The 22,759-nt window shown below is 54.4% G+C and carries 23 protein-coding genes; 15 read left to right on the forward strand and 8 right to left on the reverse strand.

Features of this window, described 5'->3' with window-relative positions; genetic code table 11:
• Positions 1-28: 28 nt before the first annotated feature.
• Positions 29-310 (forward strand): peptidylprolyl isomerase PpiC, encoded by a 282-nt coding sequence (gene ppiC / locus KK102_RS18475; RefSeq protein WP_006812396.1) that lies wholly within the window; start codon positions 29-31, stop codon positions 308-310.
• 55 nt (positions 311-365) lie between these two features.
• On the opposite strand, the gene cysE is transcribed toward ppiC, so the two are convergent.
• The 5 genes from cysE to KK102_RS18500 form a co-directional block, all read right to left on the reverse strand.
• Positions 366-1,187 carry a serine O-acetyltransferase gene (cysE, locus tag KK102_RS18480; protein ID WP_010426365.1) on the reverse strand — a complete coding sequence of 274 codons (822 nt, stop codon included), beginning with the start codon at positions 1,185-1,187 and terminating at the stop codon, positions 366-368.
• Positions 1,188-1,261: 74 nt separating this feature from the next.
• On the reverse strand, positions 1,262-2,281 hold the full coding sequence (gene gpsA / locus KK102_RS18485; RefSeq protein WP_216358178.1) for an NAD(P)H-dependent glycerol-3-phosphate dehydrogenase: 1,020 nt from the start codon (positions 2,279-2,281) through the stop codon (positions 1,262-1,264).
• Positions 2,281-2,748, reverse strand: coding sequence for a protein-export chaperone SecB (secB, locus tag KK102_RS18490; RefSeq protein ID WP_216358179.1), 468 nt, complete (start codon positions 2,746-2,748; stop codon positions 2,281-2,283). The genes gpsA and secB overlap by 1 nt, the downstream gene beginning before the upstream one ends.
• Before the next feature lie 32 nt (positions 2,749-2,780).
• On the reverse strand, positions 2,781-3,032 hold the full coding sequence (gene grxC, locus KK102_RS18495; protein WP_010426371.1) for a glutaredoxin 3: 252 nt from the start codon (positions 3,030-3,032) through the stop codon (positions 2,781-2,783).
• Between the two features lie 11 nt (positions 3,033-3,043).
• Complete coding sequence (locus KK102_RS18500; protein ID WP_010426372.1) at positions 3,044-3,475, reverse strand: rhodanese-like domain-containing protein; 432 nt, start codon at positions 3,473-3,475, stop codon at positions 3,044-3,046.
• Between the two features lie 248 nt (positions 3,476-3,723).
• On the opposite strand from KK102_RS18500, the gene gpmM reads away from it, so the two are divergent.
• The 5 genes from gpmM to KK102_RS18525 are packed head-to-tail and all read left to right on the forward strand — an operon-like array spanning position 3,724 to position 9,660.
• The gene (gene gpmM, locus KK102_RS18505; RefSeq protein ID WP_216358180.1) at positions 3,724-5,268 is read left to right on the forward strand and encodes a 2,3-bisphosphoglycerate-independent phosphoglycerate mutase; all 1,545 of its coding nucleotides are present in this window, start codon (positions 3,724-3,726) and stop codon (positions 5,266-5,268) included.
• Between the two features lie 33 nt (positions 5,269-5,301).
• A complete protein-coding gene (gene envC / locus KK102_RS18510; protein ID WP_235843733.1) occupies positions 5,302-6,561 on the forward strand; it encodes a murein hydrolase activator EnvC in 1,260 nt (419 codons plus the stop codon).
• 3 nt (positions 6,562-6,564) lie between these two features.
• The gene (locus KK102_RS18515) at positions 6,565-7,515 is read left to right on the forward strand and encodes a divergent polysaccharide deacetylase family protein (protein ID WP_216358181.1); all 951 of its coding nucleotides are present in this window, start codon (positions 6,565-6,567) and stop codon (positions 7,513-7,515) included.
• Between the two features lie 9 nt (positions 7,516-7,524).
• On the forward strand, positions 7,525-8,730 hold the full coding sequence (locus KK102_RS18520) for a glycosyltransferase (RefSeq protein WP_216358182.1): 1,206 nt from the start codon (positions 7,525-7,527) through the stop codon (positions 8,728-8,730).
• A gap of 15 nt (positions 8,731-8,745) precedes the next feature.
• Positions 8,746-9,660: a hypothetical protein gene (locus KK102_RS18525; protein ID WP_126545700.1), complete on the forward strand. Its 915-nt coding sequence runs from the start codon at positions 8,746-8,748 to the stop codon at positions 9,658-9,660.
• A gap of 27 nt (positions 9,661-9,687) precedes the next feature.
• On the opposite strand, the gene tdh is transcribed toward KK102_RS18525, so the two are convergent.
• Positions 9,688-10,716 carry an L-threonine 3-dehydrogenase gene (gene tdh, locus KK102_RS18530; RefSeq protein WP_042717745.1) on the reverse strand — a complete coding sequence of 343 codons (1,029 nt, stop codon included), beginning with the start codon at positions 10,714-10,716 and terminating at the stop codon, positions 9,688-9,690.
• 9 nt (positions 10,717-10,725) lie between these two features.
• A complete protein-coding gene (gene kbl / locus KK102_RS18535) occupies positions 10,726-11,922 on the reverse strand; it encodes a glycine C-acetyltransferase (protein ID WP_126545701.1) in 1,197 nt (398 codons plus the stop codon).
• A 215-nt stretch (positions 11,923-12,137) separates the two neighbouring features.
• Between kbl and rfaD the strand changes: the two genes are divergently transcribed.
• The 6 genes from rfaD to KK102_RS18565 are packed head-to-tail and all read left to right on the forward strand — an operon-like array spanning position 12,138 to position 18,332.
• Positions 12,138-13,070, forward strand: a complete 933-nt coding sequence (gene rfaD, locus KK102_RS18540; RefSeq protein WP_126545702.1) for an ADP-glyceromanno-heptose 6-epimerase — start codon at positions 12,138-12,140, stop codon at positions 13,068-13,070.
• Positions 13,071-13,072: 2 nt separating this feature from the next.
• On the forward strand, positions 13,073-14,119 hold the full coding sequence (gene rfaF, locus KK102_RS18545) for an ADP-heptose--LPS heptosyltransferase RfaF (RefSeq protein WP_126545703.1): 1,047 nt from the start codon (positions 13,073-13,075) through the stop codon (positions 14,117-14,119).
• A 3-nt stretch (positions 14,120-14,122) separates the two neighbouring features.
• Entirely contained in the window at positions 14,123-15,106 is a 984-nt protein-coding gene (gene rfaC, locus KK102_RS18550; RefSeq protein WP_126545704.1) for a lipopolysaccharide heptosyltransferase RfaC, read from the forward strand.
• Positions 15,107-15,109: 3 nt separating this feature from the next.
• Complete coding sequence (locus KK102_RS18555; RefSeq protein WP_126545705.1) at positions 15,110-16,219, forward strand: glycosyltransferase family 9 protein; 1,110 nt, start codon at positions 15,110-15,112, stop codon at positions 16,217-16,219.
• A gap of 5 nt (positions 16,220-16,224) precedes the next feature.
• Complete coding sequence (locus KK102_RS18560; protein ID WP_216358183.1) at positions 16,225-17,133, forward strand: glycosyltransferase family 2 protein; 909 nt, start codon at positions 16,225-16,227, stop codon at positions 17,131-17,133.
• Positions 17,121-18,332 carry an O-antigen ligase family protein gene (locus KK102_RS18565; protein WP_126545707.1) on the forward strand — a complete coding sequence of 404 codons (1,212 nt, stop codon included), beginning with the start codon at positions 17,121-17,123 and terminating at the stop codon, positions 18,330-18,332. Before KK102_RS18560 ends, KK102_RS18565 begins: the two co-directional genes overlap by 13 nt.
• A 23-nt stretch (positions 18,333-18,355) precedes the next feature.
• On the opposite strand, the gene KK102_RS18570 is transcribed toward KK102_RS18565, so the two are convergent.
• Positions 18,356-19,312 carry a polysaccharide deacetylase family protein gene (locus KK102_RS18570; protein ID WP_126545708.1) on the reverse strand — a complete coding sequence of 319 codons (957 nt, stop codon included), beginning with the start codon at positions 19,310-19,312 and terminating at the stop codon, positions 18,356-18,358.
• A 150-nt stretch (positions 19,313-19,462) separates the two neighbouring features.
• Here KK102_RS18570 and rfaQ point away from each other — a divergent pair, with 150 nt between their 5' ends.
• The 3 genes from rfaQ to KK102_RS18585 are packed head-to-tail and all read left to right on the forward strand — an operon-like array spanning position 19,463 to position 22,757.
• Positions 19,463-20,530: a putative lipopolysaccharide heptosyltransferase III gene (gene rfaQ / locus KK102_RS18575; protein WP_126545709.1), complete on the forward strand. Its 1,068-nt coding sequence runs from the start codon at positions 19,463-19,465 to the stop codon at positions 20,528-20,530.
• Entirely contained in the window at positions 20,530-21,657 is a 1,128-nt protein-coding gene (locus KK102_RS18580) for a glycosyltransferase family 4 protein (RefSeq protein WP_216358184.1), read from the forward strand. The genes rfaQ and KK102_RS18580 overlap by 1 nt, the downstream gene beginning before the upstream one ends.
• A 2-nt stretch (positions 21,658-21,659) precedes the next feature.
• Positions 21,660-22,757, forward strand: a complete 1,098-nt coding sequence (locus KK102_RS18585) for a glycosyltransferase (protein WP_216358185.1) — start codon at positions 21,660-21,662, stop codon at positions 22,755-22,757.
• Positions 22,758-22,759: the final 2 nt, after the last annotated feature.

A 22,759-nucleotide genomic window follows, 5' to 3' on the forward strand; every position in this document is an offset into this window, starting at 1 on the left:
CGTAAACTAGTCGACTCAAGGCACGATCATGGCAAAAACAGCAGCAGCACTGCATATCCTTGTTAAAGAAGAGAAACTGGCACAGGATCTTCTGGAACAGATTAAAAACGGCGCCGACTTCGGCAAGCTGGCGAAGAAGCACTCTATCTGCCCGTCAGGCAAACGCGGCGGTGACCTGGGTGAATTCCGCCAGGGCCAGATGGTTCCAGCATTCGATAAAGTGGTCTTCTCTTGCCCGGTACTGGAGCCAACCGGTCCCCTGCACACGCAGTTCGGATACCACATTATCAAAGTGTTATACCGCAACTAACAAAAAGCCCGGTGAGTCAATGCACCGGGCTTTTTTGTCAATGCCTGCCGACGGGCTAAATGCCGTCGCCATACTCGAACGTATGATGAATACCGTTGAAGTGCTGATCCATATCCATCGACGGTTTATCGCTATCCGGTTTACCGACAATGCGCGCCGGTACGCCAGCGGCTGTGGTGTGCGGCGGTACAGGCTGCAGCACAACTGAGCCCGCCCCTATTTTGGCCCCACGCCCCACTTCGATATTACCGAGGATCTTCGCTCCCGCGCCAATCATCACCCCTTCACGGATCTTCGGATGGCGATCGCCGCTGGTTTTACCGGTACCGCCAAGGGTAACCGACTGCAGGATCGAGACATCGTCTTCAATCACCGCCGTTTCGCCGACAACAATGCCGGTGGCGTGGTCGAGCATGATGCCACGGCCAATTTTCGCCGCAGGGTGAATGTCCACCTGGAAGGTCACGGAGACCTGATTTTGCAGGAAGATAGCCAGCGCGCGGCGGCCTTCATTCCATAACCAGTGGCCGATGCGATAAGCCTGAAGCGCGTGGAAGCCCTTCAGGTACAGCAGCGGCGTGGAGTATTTATCGACCGCCGGGTCACGCGTGCGCACGGCCTGGATATCACAGGCGGCAGAGGCGATCATCTCCGGGTCAGCGGCATAGGCCTCTTCCACCACTTCACGAATGGCGATAGCAGGCATAATGGAGGAAGCCAGCTTGTTGGCGAGCATATAGCTCAGGGCGCTGCCGAGGTCTTCGTGCTTGAGTAGCGTCGCGTGGTAGAAACTGGCCAGCATAGGCTCGCAGTCGGCCAAAGCCCGGGCTTCGGCTTTAATATTGTTCCAGACGATATCCAGTTCTTCACACGGCATTGCTTACTCCAGACGATAGTTAATGACCAGCCAGTTCTGCGCTGGCTGGGTCATTCAGGTGACAACGGTTCCGACTAGTTACTGCTGCGCTCGTCCTTTCGCGCACGACCTAATAAGGTCAATGCTGCCTCGCGCGCATTTTTTCCGCAATACAATACCTGATAAATTTCCTCGGTTATTGGCATTTCGACACCGAAACGGTGCGCCAATTCGCGGACTTCTTTGGTATTGCGGTAGCCTTCAACCACCTGACCAATCTTCTCCTGCGCGCTTTTTACATCGCTGCCCTGACCGAGCATCATGCCGAAGCGACGGTTACGAGACTGGTTATCGGTACAGGTCAACACCAGGTCACCCAGGCCTGCCATGCCCATAAAGGTGGCGGGATCGGCACCCAGCGCTGCGCCCAGGCGCGACATCTCGGTCAGACCTCGGGTGATCAGCGCAGTACGTGCGTTCGCACCAAAACCGATACCGTCGGACATCCCGGCACCGATGGCAATCACGTTCTTCACCGCGCCGCCCAGCTGCACGCCGATGAAATCGGGGTTACTGTAGACGCGGAAGCTCTTGCCGCAGTGCAGCAGCTGCTGGAGATCGTCAGAGAAGGCCTGGTCAGTGGATGCCAGTGAAATCGCTGTCGGCAGGCCAGCAGCCAGCTCTTTGGCAAAGGTCGGGCCGGAAATCACCGCAAGCGGGATGTCATCGCCCAGCGCTTCGCGAGCAACGTCCTGCAGCAGGCGTCCGGTTTCCGCTTCCAGCCCTTTCGTCGCCCAGACAATGCGCGCATCCGGGCGCATCAGCGGCTTGATCTGACGCAGGACTTCGCCAAACACATGGCTCGGCACCACAATCAGAATGTTGCGGCTGGCCGCCAGCGCGGTCGCGAGGTCGCTTTCCAGGTGCAGGGAGTCAGGGAACGGAACGTCCGGGAGAAACGCCACGTTGCAGCGGTCGTGTTGCAACGTCGCGATATGTTTGGGATCGTGGCCCCACAGGACCACGTCGTGACCATTTCTTGCCAGCGTGATGGCAAGAGCGGTGCCGTAAGAGCCGGCACCGATCACAATCATTGACGCATTAACAGTGCTCATCAGGCATCCTGATGTTGTTCGGCACCTTCGCCAGCCTGCTGCTGCAGATAGTTCATGAACAGCGCATCAAAGTTAACTGGCGCAAGGTTCAGTTGCGGGAATGTACCACGAGAGACCAGGCTGGTGATGCATTCGCGAGCATACGGGAACAGGATGTTCGGGCAGTATGCACCCAGGCAATGTGCCATCTGGTTGCCTTCAATACCGCCAATGGAGAAGATGCCGCCCTGCTGTACTTCGCACAGGAACGCCGTTTCTTCGCCCAGAGAAGCGGTTACGGTCACACGCAGTACAACTTCATACACATCATCCGCCAGTTGGGTGGATGCGGTATCAAGATCAAGTTTAATCTCTGGCTGCCAATCTTTCTGGAAAACGTGTGGCGCATTTGGCGCTTCGAAAGAGACATCTTTGGTGTAGATGCGCTGGATCTGGAAAGTCATTTCAGTGTTGTTTTGTTCTGACATGGAAAAACCCTTTTTAATTGTCCTAAAGTCTCTTAGCTCAGCAGGGGATCGAGTCCACCACGGGCGTCGAGCGCATACAAGTCATCACAGCCACCAATGTGCTGCGCATCAATGAAAATCTGCGGAACCGTCGTGCGACCACTGCGTTGGATCATCTCTTCGCGTTTAATCGCGTCACCATCGATTGGCAGTTCCTGGAACGTTACGCCTTTGCTGTTCAACAGTGCTTTCGCACGGTGGCAGAACGGGCAAGTTGCTTTGGTGTAGATCTCAATATTGGCCATCACTGAACTCCTTATTTACCGCGAACTAAAGGAAGATTTTCCCCGCTCCAGCCGGAAATACCTTCTTTCAGTACCGTTACGTTTTCGAAGCCTGCTTTATGCAGTGCGTTGGCAGATTCCTGCGCCTGCATGCCGGTGCCGTCAACAACGATGATCGGCTGAGCTTTATGTTTTTCCAGCTCACCAATGTTGTTCGCTTTGATTTCAGCAGGCAGCAGGTTAATAGAGCCTGCAATGTGACCTTTGCGGAAATCGTCGCGCTGACGCAAATCGACGACAACGGCGTCTTCTTTGTTGATCAGACGTGTCGCTTCACCGCGGGTGATCACCTTAATTTTAGACGTCAGTCCCTTAAAGGTGGTGAACAGCACAGCGACCAGCAGGCCAATCCACGCGATGCTCAGAACCGGGTGGCGGCTAACGAATTGCATAATTTCTTGCATGGGGGGTAACAACTCCCGACTAAGTGATTAAAAAAACCAGGACAGGAGTATACCTGTGCGTTGTGGCAAATACAGCCAGCGACAATAAGCTAATCGATTTTCTGCGGCATGCCACGAAAAAAAAGCCTCAAAATGTCCGGGGAAGTGCCTTGCCCCTACGCATTCTTTGATCTTCTGCGGCTATTTGATCGATTCAGCTGTAGTAAAATTACGCAAATTTTTCGTCTCTTGAGCATGAGGTTGTCGCAATGTCGGTTTCTAAAAAACCTATGGTACTGGTGATTCTGGATGGCTATGGCTACCGTGAAGACAGCCAGGATAACGCTATTTTCAACGCCAAAACGCCCGTTATGGATGCACTGTGGGCGAAACGTCCGCATACGCTGATTGACGCGTCTGGCCTGGAAGTGGGCCTGCCGGACCGCCAGATGGGCAACTCCGAAGTTGGTCACGTTAACCTGGGCGCGGGTCGTATCGTGTATCAGGACCTGACGCGTCTGGACGTTGAAATCAAAGAACGCACCTTCTTCTCCAACCCAACGCTCGCAGGTGCGGTAGACAAAGCCGTTGCCGCAGGTAAAGCCGTGCACATTATGGGCCTGCTCTCTGCAGGCGGCGTGCACAGCCACGAAGATCACATCATGGCGATGGTTGAACTGGCCGCCGAGCGCGGTGCGGAAAAAATCTATCTGCACGCGTTCCTGGACGGTCGCGATACGCCACCACGCAGCGCAAAAGGCTCTCTGCAAGCCTTCGAAGAGAAATTCGCCGCGCTGGGCAAAGGCCGCGTGGCGTCCATCATTGGTCGTTACTACGCGATGGACCGCGACAACCGCTGGGATCGCGTTGAACAGGCCTATGACCTGATGACCCAGGCAAAAGGTGAATTCCAGTTCGCGACCGCCGTTGAAGCGCTGGAAGCCGCTTACGCACGCGATGAAAACGACGAATTTGTGAAAGCATCGGTCATTCGCGCTGAAGGCCAGGCCGATGCCGCCATGGAAGATGGCGACGCGCTGATCTTCATGAACTTCCGCGCTGACCGCGCGCGCGAAATCACCCGCGCATTCGTGAACAGCGACTTCGACGGTTTTACCCGTAAGAAAGTGGTGAACCTCGATTTCATCCAGCTGACCGAATACGCAGCAGACATCAAAGCCCCATGCGCGTATCCGCCTGCATCGCTGGCTAATACCTTCGGCGAGTGGATGGCGAAGAACGATAAAACGCAGCTGCGTATCTCTGAAACCGAAAAATACGCGCACGTGACCTTCTTCTTTAACGGCGGCGTAGAAGAGCCGTTCAAAGGTGAAGACCGCATTCTGATCAACTCCCCGAAAGTGGCCACCTACGATCTGCAGCCAGAGATGAGCTCTGCCGAGCTGACTGAAAAACTGGTTGCGGCCATCGAGAGCGGTAAGTACGACACCATCATCTGTAACTACCCGAACGGCGACATGGTCGGTCATACCGGGGTGATGGAAGCAGCGGTGAAAGCGGTTGAAGCGCTGGACCACTGCGTTGAGCAGGTGGCGAAAGCGGTTGAATCCGTTGGCGGCCAGCTGCTGATCACCGCGGATCACGGTAACGCTGAACAGATGCGCGACCCGGCGACCGGCCAGGCGCACACCGCCCACACCAACCTGCCTGTTCCGCTGATTTATGTGGGTGATAAATCACTGAAAGCAGTGGAAGGCGGCAAGCTTTCCGACATCGCGCCAACCATGTTGTCGCTGATGGGCATGCCGATCCCTGAAGAGATGACTGGTAAGCCGCTGTTCATCGTGGAATAATCGCTCCCCATGAGGGGAAAGGCGATTTTTTCAATCACATGGGTCGTGAAGCCGCTTAGGTTATCAGTCAGACCTCTGTTTTACGCCAGCGCACTCAGCGCTGGCGTATTGCTGTGCGCCGCATCCGCCCATGCGGATGACCGCGATCAGCTGAAATCCATCCAGGCCAATATCGCCGCCAAAGAGCGTGCGGTGCGCCAGCAGCAGCAGCAGCGTGCCTCGCTTCTTGCCCAGCTTAAGCAGCAGGAAGAGGCGATCTCCGCCGCCGCACGCAAACTCCGTGAAACGCAAAACACCCTCGCCCAGTTGAACAAACAGATCGATGAGATGAACGCGTCGATTGCCAAACTGGAACGCCAGCGTGATGCCCAGGAGCGCAATCTTGCGGCACAGCTTGATGCCGCGTTTCGTCAGGGTGAACACACCGGCCTCCAGCTGATCCTCAGCGGGGAAGAGAGCCAGCGCGGCCAGCGCCTGCAGGCCTACTTTGGCTACCTGAACCAGGCGCGTCAGGAGACGATTGCGCAGCTGAAGCAGACGCGCGAAGAGGTCACCACCCAGAAAGCCGAGCTGGAAGAGAAGCAGACCCAGCAGCAGACGCTGCTCTACGATCAGCAGGCCCAGCAGGCGAAGCTGGAGCAGGCGCGCAACGAGCGTAAGAAAACCCTGTCCGGCCTTGAGTCCTCCATTCAGGAAGGCCAGAGCCAGCTGAGCGAAATGCGCGCTAACGAATCGAAACTGCGTAACAGCATTGCGCGAGCAGAAGCCGCGGCGAAAGCGCGCGCCGAAAAAGAGGCGCGCGAGGCGCAGGCCGTTCGCAACAAGCAGCAGGAAGCGTCCCGCAAAGGGACCACCTACAAGCCAAGCGAAAGCGAACGTTCTCTGATGTCGCGCACCGGCGGTTTAGGCTCGCCTCGCGGTCAGGCCTACTGGCCGGTTCGCGGTTCCATTCTGCATCGCTATGGCGAACAGTTGCAGGGTGAACTACGTTGGAAAGGGATCGTTATCGGTGCGTCTGAAGGTAGCGAAGTGAAAGCCATCGCCGATGGCCGCGTGATCCTGGCCGACTGGCTGCAGGGTTACGGGCTGGTCGTGGTGGTCGAACACGGTAAAGGCGACATGAGCCTTTACGGCTACAACCAGAGCGCGCTGGTCAGCGTCGGCACGCAGGTGCGCGCCGGCCAACCCATCGCCCTTGTGGGCAGCAGTGGCGGTCAGGGCCGCCCGTCACTCTATTTCGAAATTCGTCGCCAGGGTCAGGCGGTCAATCCACAGCCGTGGTTGGGAAGATAAGTTTTGCTTCAATTTCGTCGAATGATTCTCTCCGTCGCCAGCGCACTGGCGCTGGCTGCACCGGTATACGCAGGCAAACTCGCTATTGTCATTGATGACTTCGGTTATCGTCCGCACTATGAAAATCAGGTACTGGCGATGCCGTCAGCGATCTCCGTTGCGGTCCTTCCCAATGCGCCTCACGCGCGGGAAATGGCGACCAAGGCCCACAGCAGCGGTCACCAGGTTCTGATCCACCTGCCAATGGCACCGCTAAGCAAACAGCCGCTGGAAAAAGACACGCTTCGTCCGGACATGAGCAGCGATGAGATCGACCGCATCATCCGCGACGCCTACAATAAAGTACCTTATGCCGTTGGCCTGAATAACCACATGGGCAGCGCGATGACGTCCAGCCTGTACGGGATGCTGAAAGTGATGCAGTCGCTGGAGCGCTACAACCTCTATTTCCTCGACAGCATGACCATCGGCAACAGCCAGGCCCTGCGCGCCTCTCAGGGAACCGGCGTGAAGGTGATCAAGCGCAAGGTGTTTCTGGATGACACGCAAAATGAAGCGGATATCCGGGTGCAGTTTAATCGTGCTGTACAGCTAGCCCGACGCAACGGATCGGCCATCGCCATCGGTCATCCGCATCCTTCAACGGTGCGCGTGCTACAACAGATGCTGCCGAGCTTACCTGCTGACATCACGCTGGTGCGCCCGAGCGATCTGCTCAATGAACCGCAGGTGGATACGTCTCGTCCTGGCAGCGCACAGCCGCCAGCAACGCAGCCGCGCAATCCGTTCAGCGGCGTAAAAAACTGCAAGCCAAAACGGCCGCTTGAACCGGTGCATGCGACCCGCTTCTTCACAGTAATTAGCGAAAGCGTGAGCCAGAGTACGCTGGTGCAATACTTCCAGCATCAGTGGCAAGGTTGGGGTAAAAAGCCCTTCCCCGCGACAGGTGACTAAGGTAGAAAGATGCCGCAACGACACAAAATCCTGCTCCTCGATACTGGTAAAGAATGGGGAGGAGGCACCAACAGCATGCTCGAACTTCTGAAGCGCATTAATCGCGAGAAGTTTGATATCACCTGTTGTTTTTACTCCGACTACAGCCGGGCCGAAGGGCAAACCATCGGTCAGGTGTTAAATGGCATTGGCATCCCGTTAATTGTCATTCCTCAGCATAGGCAGCCCGCGTGGGCGAAGATGGCAAAAGAGCTGGGTCGCAGCCTGCTTTTCTTCTCGCGCAGCAGCCGCAAGGCCGTCACGCGCCATATCGATACGCTCTGGCGTATTCGCCCCAACGTCAGCAAAATCGAGACGATTTTCAGGGAAGGCGGTTTCGATACGCTGTACATGAACAACCAGCCAGGCTCTAACGAAGAGGGTTACCTGGCGGGGGCTAAACTGCGCACCCGGATCATCCAGCACTGCCGCATTGAACCGGTGCTGACGCCGCCTCTGGTGAAGCTGGTGAATGCCCATGCCACAAAAATCATCGCCGTCTCCCACGGCGTTGAGCGCGTGCTACTTCAGCATGGCGTCCGGCCTGAACTGTGCACAACGGTCAACAATGCCATCGACATCCACCAGCCTTTGCCGGATCGACGCGCCATGCGTCATCGCCTGAACATTGATGACGATACGTTTGTCTTTGGCAGCATTGGATCGTTAATTCCTCGCAAAGCCAACCACCACACGCTGGCGGCGCTGGCACAGTTCAGCCGCAGGGAACCCGACGCAAAATGGAAGATGGTGCTGGTGGGTGAAGGTGCAGAGCGTGCCGCATTAACCGCGCAGGCCAAAGAATTGGGCATTGAGAACAACGTGATTTTCACGGGCTTCCAGAATACGCCTTTTGACTACCTTGCTACGTTTGACGCGTTTATACTCGCCTCAAAAAGCGAAGGGCTGCCTCGCGTAGTGCTGGAAGCGATGCTGCTTAAAATCCCTGTTATTGGCTCTCAGGTGACGGGTACGGCTGAACTGATTGACCATGCGTCAACGGGGCTGCTCTTCCCCTGGAGCGATGTTTCACAGCTTGCTCAGCATCTGAATAATATCTGGGCGGATGCAGACCTGCGGGCTCGACTGGCTGCGGCTGCATACCAGAACGTCTGTCATACCTACGCTATCGAAAACTATGTCAGCGGTGTCGAAGCCGTTCTTGGCGCGCACTAACCAAACGAGAAGAACATGTTTAAATTCCTTAATGCTCGCTACCGCCACATCACCGGGCGACATAACATTCCATACGCATCCCTTCCGGTCACGCGCGATCTCGTTGCGGTGGATTCCATCGTGATCCCCTGTACGGGAGCAGATTTCGTTGAAGAAGCGTTATTGTCAGCGACGTTTGCAGAACGTTACGCCACTGCCGTCAGCGAGATCGTCATCGTCAGCGATCAGCCTGAATCCGCCTTTGGGGTACTGCCGCCGAAAACCCGCGTAGTGACGCTTAACCTTCCGGTTCGTGAGGAAGGTTACCGCTATAAGCAGATCTACCTCAGCCGTCTGGTGAAGCTTAACGCCCCGCTGCAGGCGCGCGGTGAAGGCGTATTGATGATCGATTCCGATCTCAACCTGCTGAAGATGCCCGAGATCAACATGGCCGAGATGCACATCTACTCCAGCTTCCGTCAGGGCAAAATGATTGCCAAACTGGACGGCGCGCCAGCGGAGAAAGTGCCGGCGTATTACAAGGAGACGGTGCGTCCGTATCTGGTCGATCACGTTAACGGCGCGTTTCTTGCAGCAACCAAAAAGACCTGGCGTCGTATCTGCCCGCTGTGGCTGACGCTATTCCAGGATACCTGGGAACTGATGGACGACACGCAGCCGCCGACCGATCAGCTGCCGCTCGCCGCGCTGCTGGACATGCTGGATTTAAAAACGGTTAATCTGGGTGACTGGATGAACTGGCCGGTCTCCAAGAAGATCGGCGGTCAGGAAGCCGTTGTGCCGAAAGAGGTGATTGGCGCGCACGGCGGTTTCCCTCTCTCCGAATGGCAGAAATATCTTGAATCGCCGGATAACAGGCTGCTGTTCAAAGGTCAGGACTACACCCGCAAGGTGCGTTACCTGACGGACGAAGAGAAAAAGAATCAATGAAAAAAGGGGCCTCAGGCCCCTTTTTGATTACTTATCCCAGCTCAGGATCACTTTGCCTGACTGGCCGGAACGCATCGCGTCGAAGCCCTGCTGGAACTCATCGATGGAGAAACGGTGAGTAATAATCGGGGACAGATCCAGACCGGACTGGATCAGCGCCGCCATCTTGTACCAGGTCTCGAACATCTCGCGGCCATAGATACCCTTGATGAACAGCCCCTTGAAGATGACTTTGTTCCAGTCGATGGACATATCTGACGGCGGAATACCCAGCATCGCGATTCGGCCACCGTGGTTCATGGTGTCGAGCATGGTGCGAAACGCCGGTGGCGCGCCGGACATCTCCAGCCCCACGTCAAAGCCTTCGGTCATGCCCAACTCTTCCATCACGTCGGTCAGGCTCTCTTTCGAGACATCCACCGCGCGGGTAACGCCCATTTTGCGCGCCAGCGACAGACGGTATTCGTTCACGTCGGTGATCACGACGTTGCGCGCCCCCACGTGCTTCGCTACGGCTGCCGCCATAATGCCGATGGGGCCCGCGCCGGAAACCAGCACGTCTTCACCCACCAGGTCGAAGGAGAGCGCCGTGTGTACCGCGTTGCCGAACGGGTCGAAGATGGAGGCCAGATCGTCAGAGATGTTGTCCGGGATTTTGAACGCGTTAAACGCCGGGATCACCAGGTATTCCGCGAAGCAGCCCGGACGGTTTACGCCCACGCCGACGGTGTTGCGGCACAGGTGCGTACGTCCGCCGCGGCAGTTACGGCAGTGGCCGCAGGTAATGTGGCCTTCGCCAGAAACGCGATCGCCAATCTTGAAGCCTTTCACTTCCTGGCCGATACCGACCACTTCGCCAACGTATTCGTGACCGACAACCATCGGTACAGGAATGGTTTTCTGCGACCACTGGTCCCAGTTGTAGATGTGAACGTCAGTGCCGCAGATGGCTGTTTTACGAATTTTGATCAGCAGATCGTTATGACCGACTTCCGGCTCCGGCACGTCGGTCATCCAAATCCCTTCTTCCGCTTTCAGTTTGGATAACGCTTTCATCACACGTCCTCAGGCAATTACGCCCAGCTGTTTGCCGATGCGGGTAAAGGCTTCCACCGCACGCTCAATTTGTTCAGGCGAATGCGCCGCAGACATCTGGGTGCGGATACGCGCCTGACCTTTTGGCACCACCGGGAAGAAGAACCCGGTGACGTAAATCCCTTCTTTCTGCAGCTCGCGGGCAAACTTCTGCGCAACGACCGCATCGCCCAGCATGACCGGAATGATCGCGTGGTCGGCACCGGCCAGGGTGAAGCCTGCAGCGCTCATTTTTTCACGGAACAGACGGGCGTTAGACCACAGGCGGTCGCGCAGCTCAGCGCCGGACTCCACCATCTCCAGCACTTTGATGGAGGCAGAAACAATCGCCGGTGCCAGGGAGTTGGAGAACAGGTACGGACGGGAGCGCTGGCGCAGCCATTCCACCACCTCTTTGCGCGCGGCGGTATAGCCGCCGGACGCGCCGCCGAGCGCTTTGCCCAGCGTACCGGTGATAATGTCCACGCGGCCCATCACGTCGCAGTATTCGTGGGAACCGCGGCCGTTTTCGCCAACAAAGCCGACCGCGTGAGAGTCATCGACCATCACCAGCGCGTCGTATTTATCCGCCAGGTCGCACACGCCCTTAAGGTTAGCGATCACGCCGTCCATGGAGAACACGCCGTCGGTGGCGATCAGCACGTGGCGAGCCCCCGCATCACGAGCCTCTTTCAGACGCGCTTCCAGCTCAACCATGTCGTTGTTGGCGTAGCGGAAACGCTTCGCTTTGCACAGGCGAACGCCGTCAATGATGGAGGCGTGGTTCAGGGCGTCGGAGATAATCGCATCTTCTGCGCCGAGCAGGGTCTCAAACAGACCGCCGTTAGCGTCGAAGCAGGAGGAGTACAGAATCGCGTCTTCCATTCCGAGGAAGCTCGCCAGCTTTTGCTCAAGCTGCTTGTGGCTGTCCTGCGTACCGCAGATAAAGCGTACGGAGGCCATGCCGAAACCGTGGGTGTCCATGCCGTTTTTTGCAGCGGCAATCAGCTCAGGGTGATTCGCAAGACCCAGGTAGTTGTTCGCACAAAAGTTGATCACATGGCTGCCGTCGGCAACGGTGATGTCCGCCTGCTGGGCAGACGTGATAATACGCTCTTCCTTGAACAACCCTTCCGCACGTGCGGTGTCGAGGTCGCTGTTTAACTGTTTGTAAAAATCACCACGCATTGCAATTCTCCAGACTCGGCAAATTTCGGCACATATTACCCAAACCTATAGTTCATGACGAGATGACGCAGTATCTCTTCTCGTTTTTGCAGCATAAATCACGTGTAACCCTGCTGCATATCGGTGAATGGCTGAAGGGTCGCCATACTAATGATATGATATGAATATTAGCGTCCGGGATTGTCCCCGGGCTCCACACTTCAAAGGTTACAGTTATGATCATCGTTACCGGCGGCGCGGGCTTTATCGGCAGCAATATTGTTAAGGCCCTCAATGACAAAGGCATCACCGACATCCTGGTGGTGGACAACCTGAAAGACGGCACCAAGTTTGTAAACCTGGTGGATTTGAACATCGCTGACTACATGGATAAAGAAGACTTCCTTATCCAGATTATGGCGGGTGAAGAGTTCGGCGAGATCGAAGCCATCTTCCACGAAGGTGCGTGCTCCTCCACCACCGAGTGGGACGGCAAGTACATGATGGACAACAACTATCAGTACTCCAAAGAGATCCTGCACTACTGCCTGGAGCGTGAAATTCCTTTCCTGTATGCCTCTTCCGCGGCAACCTACGGTGGACGCACCTCTGACTTCATCGAGTCCCGCGAATATGAGCAGCCGCTGAACGTCTACGGTTACTCCAAGTTCCTGTTCGACGAATACGTCCGTCAGATTCTGCCAGAAGCAAACTCGCAGATCGTCGGCTTCCGCTACTTCAACGTTTACGGGCCGCGCGAAGGCCACAAAGGCAGCATGGCGAGCGTGGCGTTCCACCTGAACACCCAGTTGAATAACGGCGAAAGCCCGAAACTGTTCGAAGGCAGCGACGGCTTCAAGCGTGACTTCGTCTACGTAGGCGACGTTGCAGCCGTAAACCTGTGGTTCTGGGAAAACGGCGTGTCCGGCATTTTCAACCTGGGTACCGGTCGCGCGGAGTCCTTCCAGGCGGTGGCTGATGCCACGCTGGCGTACCATAAAAAAGGCAGCATCGAGTACATTCCGTTCCCTGATAAGCTGAAAGGCCGTTACCAGGCGTTCACGCAGGCGGACCTGACCAACCTGCGCGCCGCAGGCTATGACAAGCCGTTCAAGACCGTTGCCGAAGGCGTAACGGAATATATGGCCTGGCTGAACCGCGACGCATAAGTATGAAGATTCTGGTGATCGGCCCGTCATGGGTGGGCGACATGATGATGTCGCAAAGTCTCTATCGCACGCTCAAGGCGCGTTATCCCCAGGCGATAATCGACGTGATGGCACCCGCGTGGTGCCGTCCGCTGTTGTCGCGTATGCCGGAAGTGAATGAAGCCATCCCGATGCCGCTCGGCCACGGGGCGCTGGAAATCGGTGAACGCCGCAAGCTCGGCCATAGCCTCCGAGAGAAGCGCTATGACCGCGCGTACGTGCTGCCCAACTCCTTTAAATCCGCCCTCGTACCTTTCTTTGCGGGCATCCCGCACCGTACCGGCTGGCGCGGTGAAATGCGCTACGGCCTGCTGAACGACGCACGGGTGCTGGATAAAGAGGCCTGGCCGCTGATGGTGGAGCGCTACGTGGCGCTGGCCTACGACAAAGGCGTGATGCGCAGCGCGAAAGAACTGCCGCAGCCGCTGCTCTGGCCACAGCTTCAGGTTAACGACGGGGAGAAATCCCAGACCTGTAACGCGTTTGGTCTTTCGTCCGAACGCCCGATGATTGGCTTCTGCCCCGGTGCAGAGTTCGGTCCGGCGAAACGCTGGCCGCACTATCACTACGCTGAACTGGCGAAACAGCTGATCGACGAAGGCTATCAGATTGTGCTGTTTGGCTCGGCGAAAGATCACGAGGCGGGTAACGAAATTCTCGCCACGCTGAGCAATGAGCAGCAGGCCTGGTGCCGCAATCTGGCTGGCGAAACGCAGCTTGAGCAGGCGGTTATTTTGATCGCCGCCTGTAAGGCCGTGGTCAGCAACGACTCTGGCCTGATGCACGTGGCCGCCGCGCTGGACCGCCCGCTCGTAGCGCTGTATGGCCCGAGCAGTCCGGACTTCACGCCGCCGCTGTCGCATAAGGCGCGCGTCATTCGACTCATCACCGGCTACCACAAGGTGCGTAAAGGTGATGCTGCTGAGGGTTATCATCAGAGCCTGATCGACATTACGCCAGAGCGCGTCCTCGAAGAACTCAACGCCCTGCTGTTGAGCGAAGAAGGATAACGAATGCGGGTACTGATCGTTAAAACATCTTCAATGGGTGATGTTCTGCATACGCTGCCGTCGCTGACGGACGCCATGCAGGCCATTCCCGGCATTCGTTTCGACTGGGTGGTAGAAGAAGGCTTCGCGCAGATCCCCACCTGGCATGAAGCGGTTGATCGCGCGATCCCGGTGGCGATTCGCCGCTGGCGCAAAGCGTGGTTCTCCGCCCCCATTAAAGCCGAGCGCAAAGCCTTTCGCGATGCGGTGCGGGCTCAGCGTTACGATGCCATCATCGACGCGCAGGGACTGGTCAAAAGCGCCGCGCTGGTGACGCGTCTGGCGCACGGCGTAAAGCATGGTATGGACTGGCACACCGCCCGCGAACCGCTGGCAAGCCTGTTCTATAACCGTCGCCACCACATTGCAAAACAGCAGCACGCCGTCGAACGCACCCGGGAGCTGTTCGCGAAAAGCCTGGGGTATGCGAAACCGGACACTCAGGGCGATTACGCCATTGCGCAGCATTTTTTGCGCAATACAGACGCCTGTACTCAGCCTTATCTTGTCTTCCTGCATGCCACAACGCGCGACGATAAGCACTGGCCGGAAACGCACTGGCGAAGGCTGATTGAACTAATGCAACCTTGCGGTATCCATATTAAACTCCCGTGGGGCGCTGAACATGAGCGACAGCGTGCGGAGCGGCTGGCCGCAGGATTTTCGCATGTTGAGGTTTTGCCTAAACTCACGCTGGCACAGGTTGCTGCGCAGTTAGCGGGAGCGAATGCTGTCGTTTCCGTTGATACGGGATTAAGCCATTTAACCGCTGCGCTGGATCGTCCAAATCTGACGATTTTTGGCCCGACCGATCCGGGTTTGATTGGGGGTTACGGTAAAAACCAGCATCAGATGGTCAGTCCGACTCAGCAAACAAAGGATATTAGCGCAGATGCGATTTTTTCATTTTTACAGGGCAGCCACTGGCTTTCCAACAGGGATATTTAACCCATGAGTTATGTATTTCTGCTGATTTTACTCTTTCCGGTGAAGCTCATCCGGAAGCTGTTTCGCAAAGACACAGGTAAAAACCTTGTCATTCAGACAGCCAAAATCGGTGACTTTGTTAATGCTACGCCCCTCCTGGCGTACCTGCAAAAAAGCGATGTGCTTATCAGTCGCGGCGTGGGTGCGCTGGCGAAGCATGATGACACTATCGAGCAGATATATTTTATCGAGCAGCATAAGCGCAATCTGTGGCGCAAGCTCTGCTTTGCCTGCAGGATCATGAATCGCTATGACAACGTGTATCTCCTGCAACCCAACAGCGTGAACCTCTTTTTCGCCTCCGTCTGCAATGCAAAAAACAAACAGTTTCTAAGCACTTATACGCGCAGATGGTATCACGGCATTTTCTATGCCACGGCTGACGGTACCGTTGAGCATGGTAAACAAACGCTGTCGGTCACAAACTATCTGAAGCTGGCGGACCGCTCGCTAACGTGGCAAGACTCCCCAAAGCACGCTACAAAACCACTTTTTAAGCCCCAGACCTGGCCGGAAATCCTTGATAAACCCGGCGTTATCCGCATCGGCATCAGTATCGCCGCCGGGAATAAAGCGAAAACCGTTCCGCCCATTATCTGGAAGCGAATTGTTGAGCATCTCGCTGACCTGCCCTGCGAGTTTTATGTATTTGGTGCGCCCAATGAGCAGCCGTGGATGGATGATATCACCCGTGCTTATGGTGAAATGCCCAATTTCACCAACCTCATCGGGCAAATTTCCCTTGAAGAGCTTCCCTGGGCGATTTCAAAGATGGATTGTTATATCGCATCGGATTCGGGGAACGTTTATATTGCCGACGCGGTAGGTGTGCCGGTGGTATTGCTGTTTGGACCATGCTGTCACCATGAACAGCGTCCGCTTGGCAATGTGTTGTTGATTGGTAATGACGACAACATTTGTTCTTATGTGTTTGAAACGCGTTATTATTTTTCACAAGAACGCGAAGCGTTATTCGCGGTAACAGAAGACGCGCTACGCGAGCTTAAACATTTTATCTGCGAGTTACCTACCGTTAACGCGACCACATCTGCTATTGATGCTCAGGGAAACTAATTTCTATGGCTTTTCTTAGCGTCATTATTGCCGCGCATAACGCCGAAGATACGCTTAATGCTACGTTAGAAAGCCTGCACGCCGCGATTGATAATGCGGGCGATGTTGTTGAAGTCATTATCTTTAATGACAGTTCCGATGATGCCACCCGGGATATTATCGAGAAATGGTTGCCTGCGTTCCCACGCGCGCAATCCCGGTACGTTGAGTACCGTAACGTCGGTCATGTTCGAAACAGTGCAGTGTCTCTGGCATCAGGCGATTACATCACGATGCTGGATAGCGATGATCGACTGAAGCCTTGCAGCCTCAGGGACGCAGTGGCTTTTTTGAAAGCACAGCGTCCAGATATGCTACTGACGCGATTGCTTGAAACGCGTGATATCAGGAAAATCACCGCATTCTGGCAGGGCTTTACGCCCGTCTCTTTATCACAGAGAGACGCGATAAAGCGTTTCTTGCAGCATAAAGAGTTTCAGGCACATCTTATCGGTCAGTTTATTCACCGAAAGCTGTACGAAAGTCATCCCATTCCCTCGATGGTCTGTTACGAAGACTTTGCGGTATTTCCTGCCATGCTCATGCAGGCAGAAAAAATCTGCTATCAACGCCAGGGCAATTACTATTACATCAAACGTAGCGAAAGTTTGTCGAGCCGTCTCGACGCCAGTAAAATTACGACACTTGTTGAATGTACTTTAAAGATGGAAAAAACGTTTCCGAAAGCGTTTAAAAATCTGATTAATTGCCACTGGTTTGATATCTACAGTAACCATCGGCAACACCTCACCGATCAACAGATCAAATTGGTTAAATCACGGGTAAACGCGCTTTATTCGGTGTCATTCTTCTTATCCAGCGATGTTCGTTTTAGCTATAAAAAAAGGGTTATTGAGGCATTATGGAAAAAGTAAAATTGCGTCTTTATCAACTGACGCTAATTCTTAGCCTTATCTCGCTTGCATTGGCCTTGCTCAGTTCGGGTAAGCAGCGAGAGTTTTTCTATATCGCGATTTATGCCAGCATTATCGGCTTAGCGCTCGAATATAAAAAAATCACACTGCGCCCCTTTTCAATAGCACTTCCCATTTTGTTGATTGGGTTACTTAATTTTGTCTGGTACATGATCTATGAATACCATAGTGAAGGGCTGAACGCGTACAGTGATTATCTCGGTGCAAGTAAGAAGCTGATTTTAGCCAGTTTCCTTATTTTCTATCTTGACCGGTTTAAGTCTTACGTTGATAAAGCCTCCTTCCAGAAGTATTTCTTCTATGCCTCAGGCGCGGGGTTTGTCCTCGCCACGGGTTATGGTTTATGGCAGGCATCGCAGGGAATGGGACGTGTTGAGATGGCCATTAATCGTGCGACCGTATCAGCTTACGTATACTCTGTGTTATCTCTGGCTTTCGTATACAGCCTTTATCTTCAGAAAAACGTTAAGCTGTATGTGGCTGCGGGTCTCACCATCTTAATTTCTTACTTCGTCATTCTTCTGACGGGGACGCGTGCCGCAATGGGCCTCTATTTGCTTTTGGCCATTGTGCTCACGCTTTATCACTTCAGACGAATTCATCTTAAATCGACGCTGATCTTTTTATGTATTGTGGCGGGGATTGTCATCGTTAGCTACAAGCCATTGATTGCGCCAAAGATAACGCAAACGCAAATCGAAATAGCAAACTATGAGAAAGGGTATGACAAAACCTCACTCGGCGCGCGTTTCTCTATGTGGACGGTGGGTATTCAGAACGGGCTCGCGCATCCATTGGGGCAGTCAGTTGAAGATCGCCAGGCATGGACGCAGCGTTATATAAAAGAGGGACATCCGCATCTCGTTACTGCACTAACCTATATCAATGTGCATCTGCACAATGAATTTATTGAGAAATACTCGCTGCAGGGTATCCCCGGGCTGGTGATATTATTCTTTTTCTTTGCGTCGATGATCGCTTACGCGCTTAAAAATAAAAATGGCCTGTTGCTAACGACCATGCTCCTGCTTTTACTGTATGGCCTGACCGACGTGATATTGTTGAGCTCAGAAGCCTTGATCTTCTTTGTTACCCTGTTTGCCTTAAGTACACCCTTTTCGCAAACCAGACAACGCTGATGATAATGCCCGCTGCGCGGGCATTAATTTTTTTTGTACTGATAAAACTCCGCCAGCGTCATCCCTACGGTTTTATCTGACAACCACGTAAACAGCGCTTCCAGATCCTGATACAACCCTTCAATCGCCGCCTCATCCTTAAACGTGGGGCTTCCGCCCGGCATAAATTCCGAGGAATGAAGCATAAACTCCACGTAATCATTCCCCTGCGATAAGCACTGTTGCGCGACCTGAATCATCTGCGCGGCGTTCCCGCCAGACGGTCGTAGCCAGTTCACGGACGGTGAGCGATATTTACCGCGAAGACGATCGTAGCCCTGCTTAACGGTATTCAACCAGGCCGGGTGTTTATACTGAATACTCATCGGGACTTCGAGCAGCGGGCTATTACCCGCCCGGGAAATATCATCCGTGTCCATGAAGTAGGCATGGTCAGGGAAATGCTGATAATTCGTTCCGCCACTCCCCTGCGGGGCACCTTTCGCATTGCGCCAGTTCACGCGCGGCGTAACGGAACAATCAACCTGATAGCCCAGTTCAATAAGCAATCTGGCATAGCGGCTATCAAAGGCCCAGCGCCCGGCACGATGGCTCAGCATTTTGGTCTGGAAGGTCTCTTCCAGCAGGCGGGTCATGAAGAGCACTTTTTCGCGCATCATCTCGTCTGAAAACTCAATCAGATACGGCTGCCAGCGCCAGTCATCCCCCGTGAGATCGTGCTCCGGCGGGCTATTCCAGGCATGCAGGTGCATACCCACTTCCCCCTGACCGCGAGCAATAACGTCCCTTGCGAATTCAATGAAAACGGGTTCGATTGCCATCTCATAGTTTGTCAGCCAGACGGGCTTAAAACCAAAACGTTCGCAAAGCGCCTGAAAGCGCGCCAGGTAGCGTGCGTTTTCCGTTTTGATCACCCGGTGGTTTTGCCAGAGATTATCGCCTTCGGTATCGATCGTGATGATAAACGCTGGTTTTTTCATAATGAGTCCATGAGACAAAGTAGTTAGCGCTATGTTACGCACGCCTCAAAGCAGGAGTAAACCCTTCCAGGGAAATTCCTGACATTGTGGAGAAAGAGTGCAAGTCGCTACCAGGTCTATTAGAATTGCCAACAGTACAACGCCGATAAGATGATGATGAATAACTTACCTGACACGCCTGATTTGCGCATTTTACTGATCAAACTTCGCCATCATGGTGACATGTTACTCACCACCCCCGTCATCGATTCGTTACGCCAAAAATGGCCTGAGGCGCAAATTGACGTGCTTCTCTATGAAGAAACGCGCGATATGCTCGCCGCGCACCCGGCGATCGGCACAATTTATGGTATCGATCGCAAATGGAAGCAGCTGGGCACGCTGAAGCATCTTCAGAAAGAGTGGCAGCTGCTTAGCACATTGAGAAGACAGCATTATCACCTGGTGATTAACCTTGCCGATCAGTGGCGCAGCGCCATCGTCACGCGCTTCACCGGCGCCCCGGTTCGTCTCGGGTTTGCCTTTAATAAGCGCAAGAGTGCATTCTGGCGTTTTTGTCATAGCAATTTGGTCTCTGTCGCGGATCACCCGTCACTGCACACCGTTGAGCAAAATCTTTCCATCCTGTCAGCACTGCCGGTTGATCCAAAACCCGCCGTCACCATGGCTTACCGCCCGGATGACTGGCAACATGCGCACCACCTCTTGACGCAGAAAGGTGTGGGAGAGCGGTACATTGTGATTCAACCCACGTCGCGCTGGTTCTTCAAATGCTGGGATGAAGGAAAGATGGCGCAAACCATCACCGCCCTGCAGCAGGAAGGCCATACCATCGTTCTCACGGCTGGCCCGGATAAAAAAGAGATGGCAATGATCGATCGCATTCTCGCTGCCTCACCGAAAGCGGGCGTCGTCTCGCTTGCAGGTCAATTAACGCTGCGTCAACTGGCATCCCTTATCGATCATGCGCGTCTGTTTATCGGCGTGGATTCCGTGCCGATGCATATGGCCGCGGCGCTTCAGACACCCTGCGTGGCGCTGTTTGGTCCCTCAAAGCTGACGTTCTGGTCTCCGTGGCAGGTCAACGGGGAGGTTATCTGGGCCGGTGACTACGGCCCGCTCCCCAATCCGGACGCCATTGATACCAACACCAAAGAACGCTATCTCGACGCCATTCCCGTGGATGCTGTCGTCTGTGCTGCAAAGAGATACCTGTAATGAAACACCATCGCCTGGCGATTGTTCGCCAAAAATATCGCCCTGATGGCGGAGCGGAGCGTTTCGTCTCCCGCGCGCTGACGGCGTTAAGCAATCAAAATCTTGAGCTCAACGTTATCACCCGCGAATGGCAGGGAGAAAAGCAGGACGACTGGCATATCCACATTTGTGACCCGCGCAAGTGGGGACGCATCAGCCGCGAACGCGGTTTTGCACATGCTGCCCGCGCACTGTGGCAGCAGCAGCAGTTTGATATTGTGCAAAGCCACGAGCGTATCCCGGGCTGCGACATTTACCGCGCAGGGGATGGCGTTCATCGCCGCTGGTTGCTGCAGCGTGCGCGGATCCTGCCCGCCTGGCGCGCACAAATGCTCATGCACGACCGCTACCACCGCTACGTGATGAATGCCGAACGTGAAATGTACCAGGCTCCTGAGCTGAAGGCCGTTATCTGTAATGCGGAGATGATCAAACGCGAAATCGTCGAAGACTTTGATATTGACGCAAAAAAGATACATGTGATTTATAATTCAATTGATTCCAGCCGCTTCGTTCCGGCCGAGGAAGCACAGCGTGCCGCGCTGCGTCAGCAGTTTGGTTTACCCGCCGACGCCGTTGTGTTTTGCTTTGTAGGCTCAGGATTTGAACGAAAGGGATTAGCCAGCGCCATACGCGCTATCGCGGGAACAGCGGCGTGGCTGATTGTGGTTGGGCAGGATAAAGCGGAAAATCGTTATCGTGAACTCGCCCGTTCACTCGGCTGTGAAGGGCAAATCCGTTTCCTGGGGATGCAAAAAGAGACGTTGCCATTTTACCAGCTATCCGATGGTTTACTGCTGCCAACGCTGTATGATCCCTTTCCTAACGTTATTCTTGAAGCGATGGCCTGCGGTTTACCCGTCATTACTTCAGAGAGTTGCGGCGGAGCCGAATTTATTGAGCAAGGCAACAACGGATTTTACTGTGACGCACTTGATATCAACACACTGAAGGAGGCAGTAGCTGCCATTCCTTCTCTGGAAAAGAATAACAAAATGGGGCTAGCGGCACGTGAACGTGTAAAAGAGGCCACCCCCGAAAAACTATCAAGTCAGCTTATTTCGCTTTATCAAAAATTACTGGATTAAAAATGCGCATCCTAATGATTATTGATGGTTTACCCGGTGGAGGAGCTGAAAAAACAGTTCTTACACTTTCCAGCGGATTGATCGAAATGGGACATCAGGTCTCCCTGTTCTCCCTGCGGAAAGTGTGCGACTACGCCATCCCGGAAGGCATCGATTTTCAGGTTGTTCAGGATACGTGTAAAAAGCCGTGGCGGAAGCTGACGGAGATCCCGCGCCGCGCCCGACTGCTGGATAATGCGATTAAGCAGGCTGAACGCAGTGGAAAATTTGATGCGGTGTTCTCCCATCTGCATAAAACTGACCGCATCGTGGCACACTGCCGCGCGCTGGAACGCGATAAAGTCTGGTTCTGCGTACATGGCATGTTCTCGTTCTCCTATCTGCGCCATCGCAGCGGTCTCTCGCGCTGGTTCAAACATTATAAGATTCGTCATACCTACGAAAACCGCAATGTTGTGGCCGTCTCAGCCGCCGTGTTGAAAGATCTCTCAGAAACGCTGGCAATCGATCTTCGTCGCCAGGCGGTTATCCATAATCCTTTCGATATTCCAGAAATCCAGCGTCTGGCGGACGAACCCTATGAGATGCAGGGACAGGATTATCTTATTCACGTTGGCCGCTTCCACGAGCACAAACGTCACGATCGTCTTTTACGCGCGTTTGCACTGAGCCAGATAGATACAACGCTGGTCATGATGGGAAATGGCGCCGACGCTAAAATTCAAAAACTAAAACAGCTGGCCACCGAGCTGGGCATTGAAAACAAAATTGTTTTCCGCCCATTCCAGCCCAATCCCTATCCATGGATCAAAGGTGCACGCCTCTTAGTGTTAAGCTCTGACTGTGAAGGTTTTGGTAATGTATTGGTCGAATCCATTATCTGTCAGACGCCGCCCGTCAGTACAAACTGTCCGGGTGGACCCGCTGAAATCCTCACAGGCGACTTAGCGCGCGGGCTGACAGCATTAAACGATGAGTCACTGGCAAAAACGCTGGCAGATATCTATGCCTCTCCGCCAGTCGTCGATCGCGCAACGATCGCATCGTTCGGCATCAATGCCATCTGCCAGCAATATATTGCTTTGGTCGACAATCCATAATA

The sequence above is a fragment of the Enterobacter quasimori genome (assembly GCF_018597345.1).
In the GTDB taxonomy this organism is placed as follows: domain Bacteria; phylum Pseudomonadota; class Gammaproteobacteria; order Enterobacterales; family Enterobacteriaceae; genus Enterobacter; species Enterobacter mori.

What these genes read in the sequence shown, in the direction of transcription:
- KK102_RS18580 (WP_216358184.1), top strand. Translation starts at nt 20,530, where the DNA reads ATGAAACACCATCGCCTGGCGATTGTTCGCCAAAAATATCGCCCTGAT.
- KK102_RS18500 (WP_010426372.1), bottom strand. Translation starts at nt 3,475, where the DNA reads ATGCAAGAAATTATGCAATTCGTTAGCCGCCACCCGGTTCTGAGCATC.
- rfaF (WP_126545703.1), top strand. Translation starts at nt 13,073, where the DNA reads ATGAAGATTCTGGTGATCGGCCCGTCATGGGTGGGCGACATGATGATG.
- KK102_RS18585 (WP_216358185.1), top strand. Translation starts at nt 21,660, where the DNA reads ATGCGCATCCTAATGATTATTGATGGTTTACCCGGTGGAGGAGCTGAA.
- KK102_RS18570 (WP_126545708.1), bottom strand. Translation starts at nt 19,312, where the DNA reads ATGAAAAAACCAGCGTTTATCATCACGATCGATACCGAAGGCGATAAT.
- kbl (WP_126545701.1), bottom strand. Translation starts at nt 11,922, where the DNA reads ATGCGTGGTGATTTTTACAAACAGTTAAACAGCGACCTCGACACCGCA.
- KK102_RS18525 (WP_126545700.1), top strand. Translation starts at nt 8,746, where the DNA reads ATGTTTAAATTCCTTAATGCTCGCTACCGCCACATCACCGGGCGACAT.
- secB (WP_216358179.1), bottom strand. Translation starts at nt 2,748, where the DNA reads ATGTCAGAACAAAACAACACTGAAATGACTTTCCAGATCCAGCGCATC.
- KK102_RS18560 (WP_216358183.1), top strand. Translation starts at nt 16,225, where the DNA reads ATGGCTTTTCTTAGCGTCATTATTGCCGCGCATAACGCCGAAGATACG.
- KK102_RS18555 (WP_126545705.1), top strand. Translation starts at nt 15,110, where the DNA reads ATGAGTTATGTATTTCTGCTGATTTTACTCTTTCCGGTGAAGCTCATC.
- rfaD (WP_126545702.1), top strand. Translation starts at nt 12,138, where the DNA reads ATGATCATCGTTACCGGCGGCGCGGGCTTTATCGGCAGCAATATTGTT.
- KK102_RS18520 (WP_216358182.1), top strand. Translation starts at nt 7,525, where the DNA reads ATGCCGCAACGACACAAAATCCTGCTCCTCGATACTGGTAAAGAATGG.
- grxC (WP_010426371.1), bottom strand. Translation starts at nt 3,032, where the DNA reads ATGGCCAATATTGAGATCTACACCAAAGCAACTTGCCCGTTCTGCCAC.
- ppiC (WP_006812396.1), top strand. Translation starts at nt 29, where the DNA reads ATGGCAAAAACAGCAGCAGCACTGCATATCCTTGTTAAAGAAGAGAAA.
- cysE (WP_010426365.1), bottom strand. Translation starts at nt 1,187, where the DNA reads ATGCCGTGTGAAGAACTGGATATCGTCTGGAACAATATTAAAGCCGAA.
- KK102_RS18565 (WP_126545707.1), top strand. Translation starts at nt 17,121, where the DNA reads ATGGAAAAAGTAAAATTGCGTCTTTATCAACTGACGCTAATTCTTAGC.
- rfaC (WP_126545704.1), top strand. Translation starts at nt 14,123, where the DNA reads ATGCGGGTACTGATCGTTAAAACATCTTCAATGGGTGATGTTCTGCAT.
- tdh (WP_042717745.1), bottom strand. Translation starts at nt 10,716, where the DNA reads ATGAAAGCGTTATCCAAACTGAAAGCGGAAGAAGGGATTTGGATGACC.
- gpsA (WP_216358178.1), bottom strand. Translation starts at nt 2,281, where the DNA reads ATGAGCACTGTTAATGCGTCAATGATTGTGATCGGTGCCGGCTCTTAC.
- gpmM (WP_216358180.1), top strand. Translation starts at nt 3,724, where the DNA reads ATGTCGGTTTCTAAAAAACCTATGGTACTGGTGATTCTGGATGGCTAT.
- rfaQ (WP_126545709.1), top strand. Translation starts at nt 19,463, where the DNA reads ATGATGATGAATAACTTACCTGACACGCCTGATTTGCGCATTTTACTG.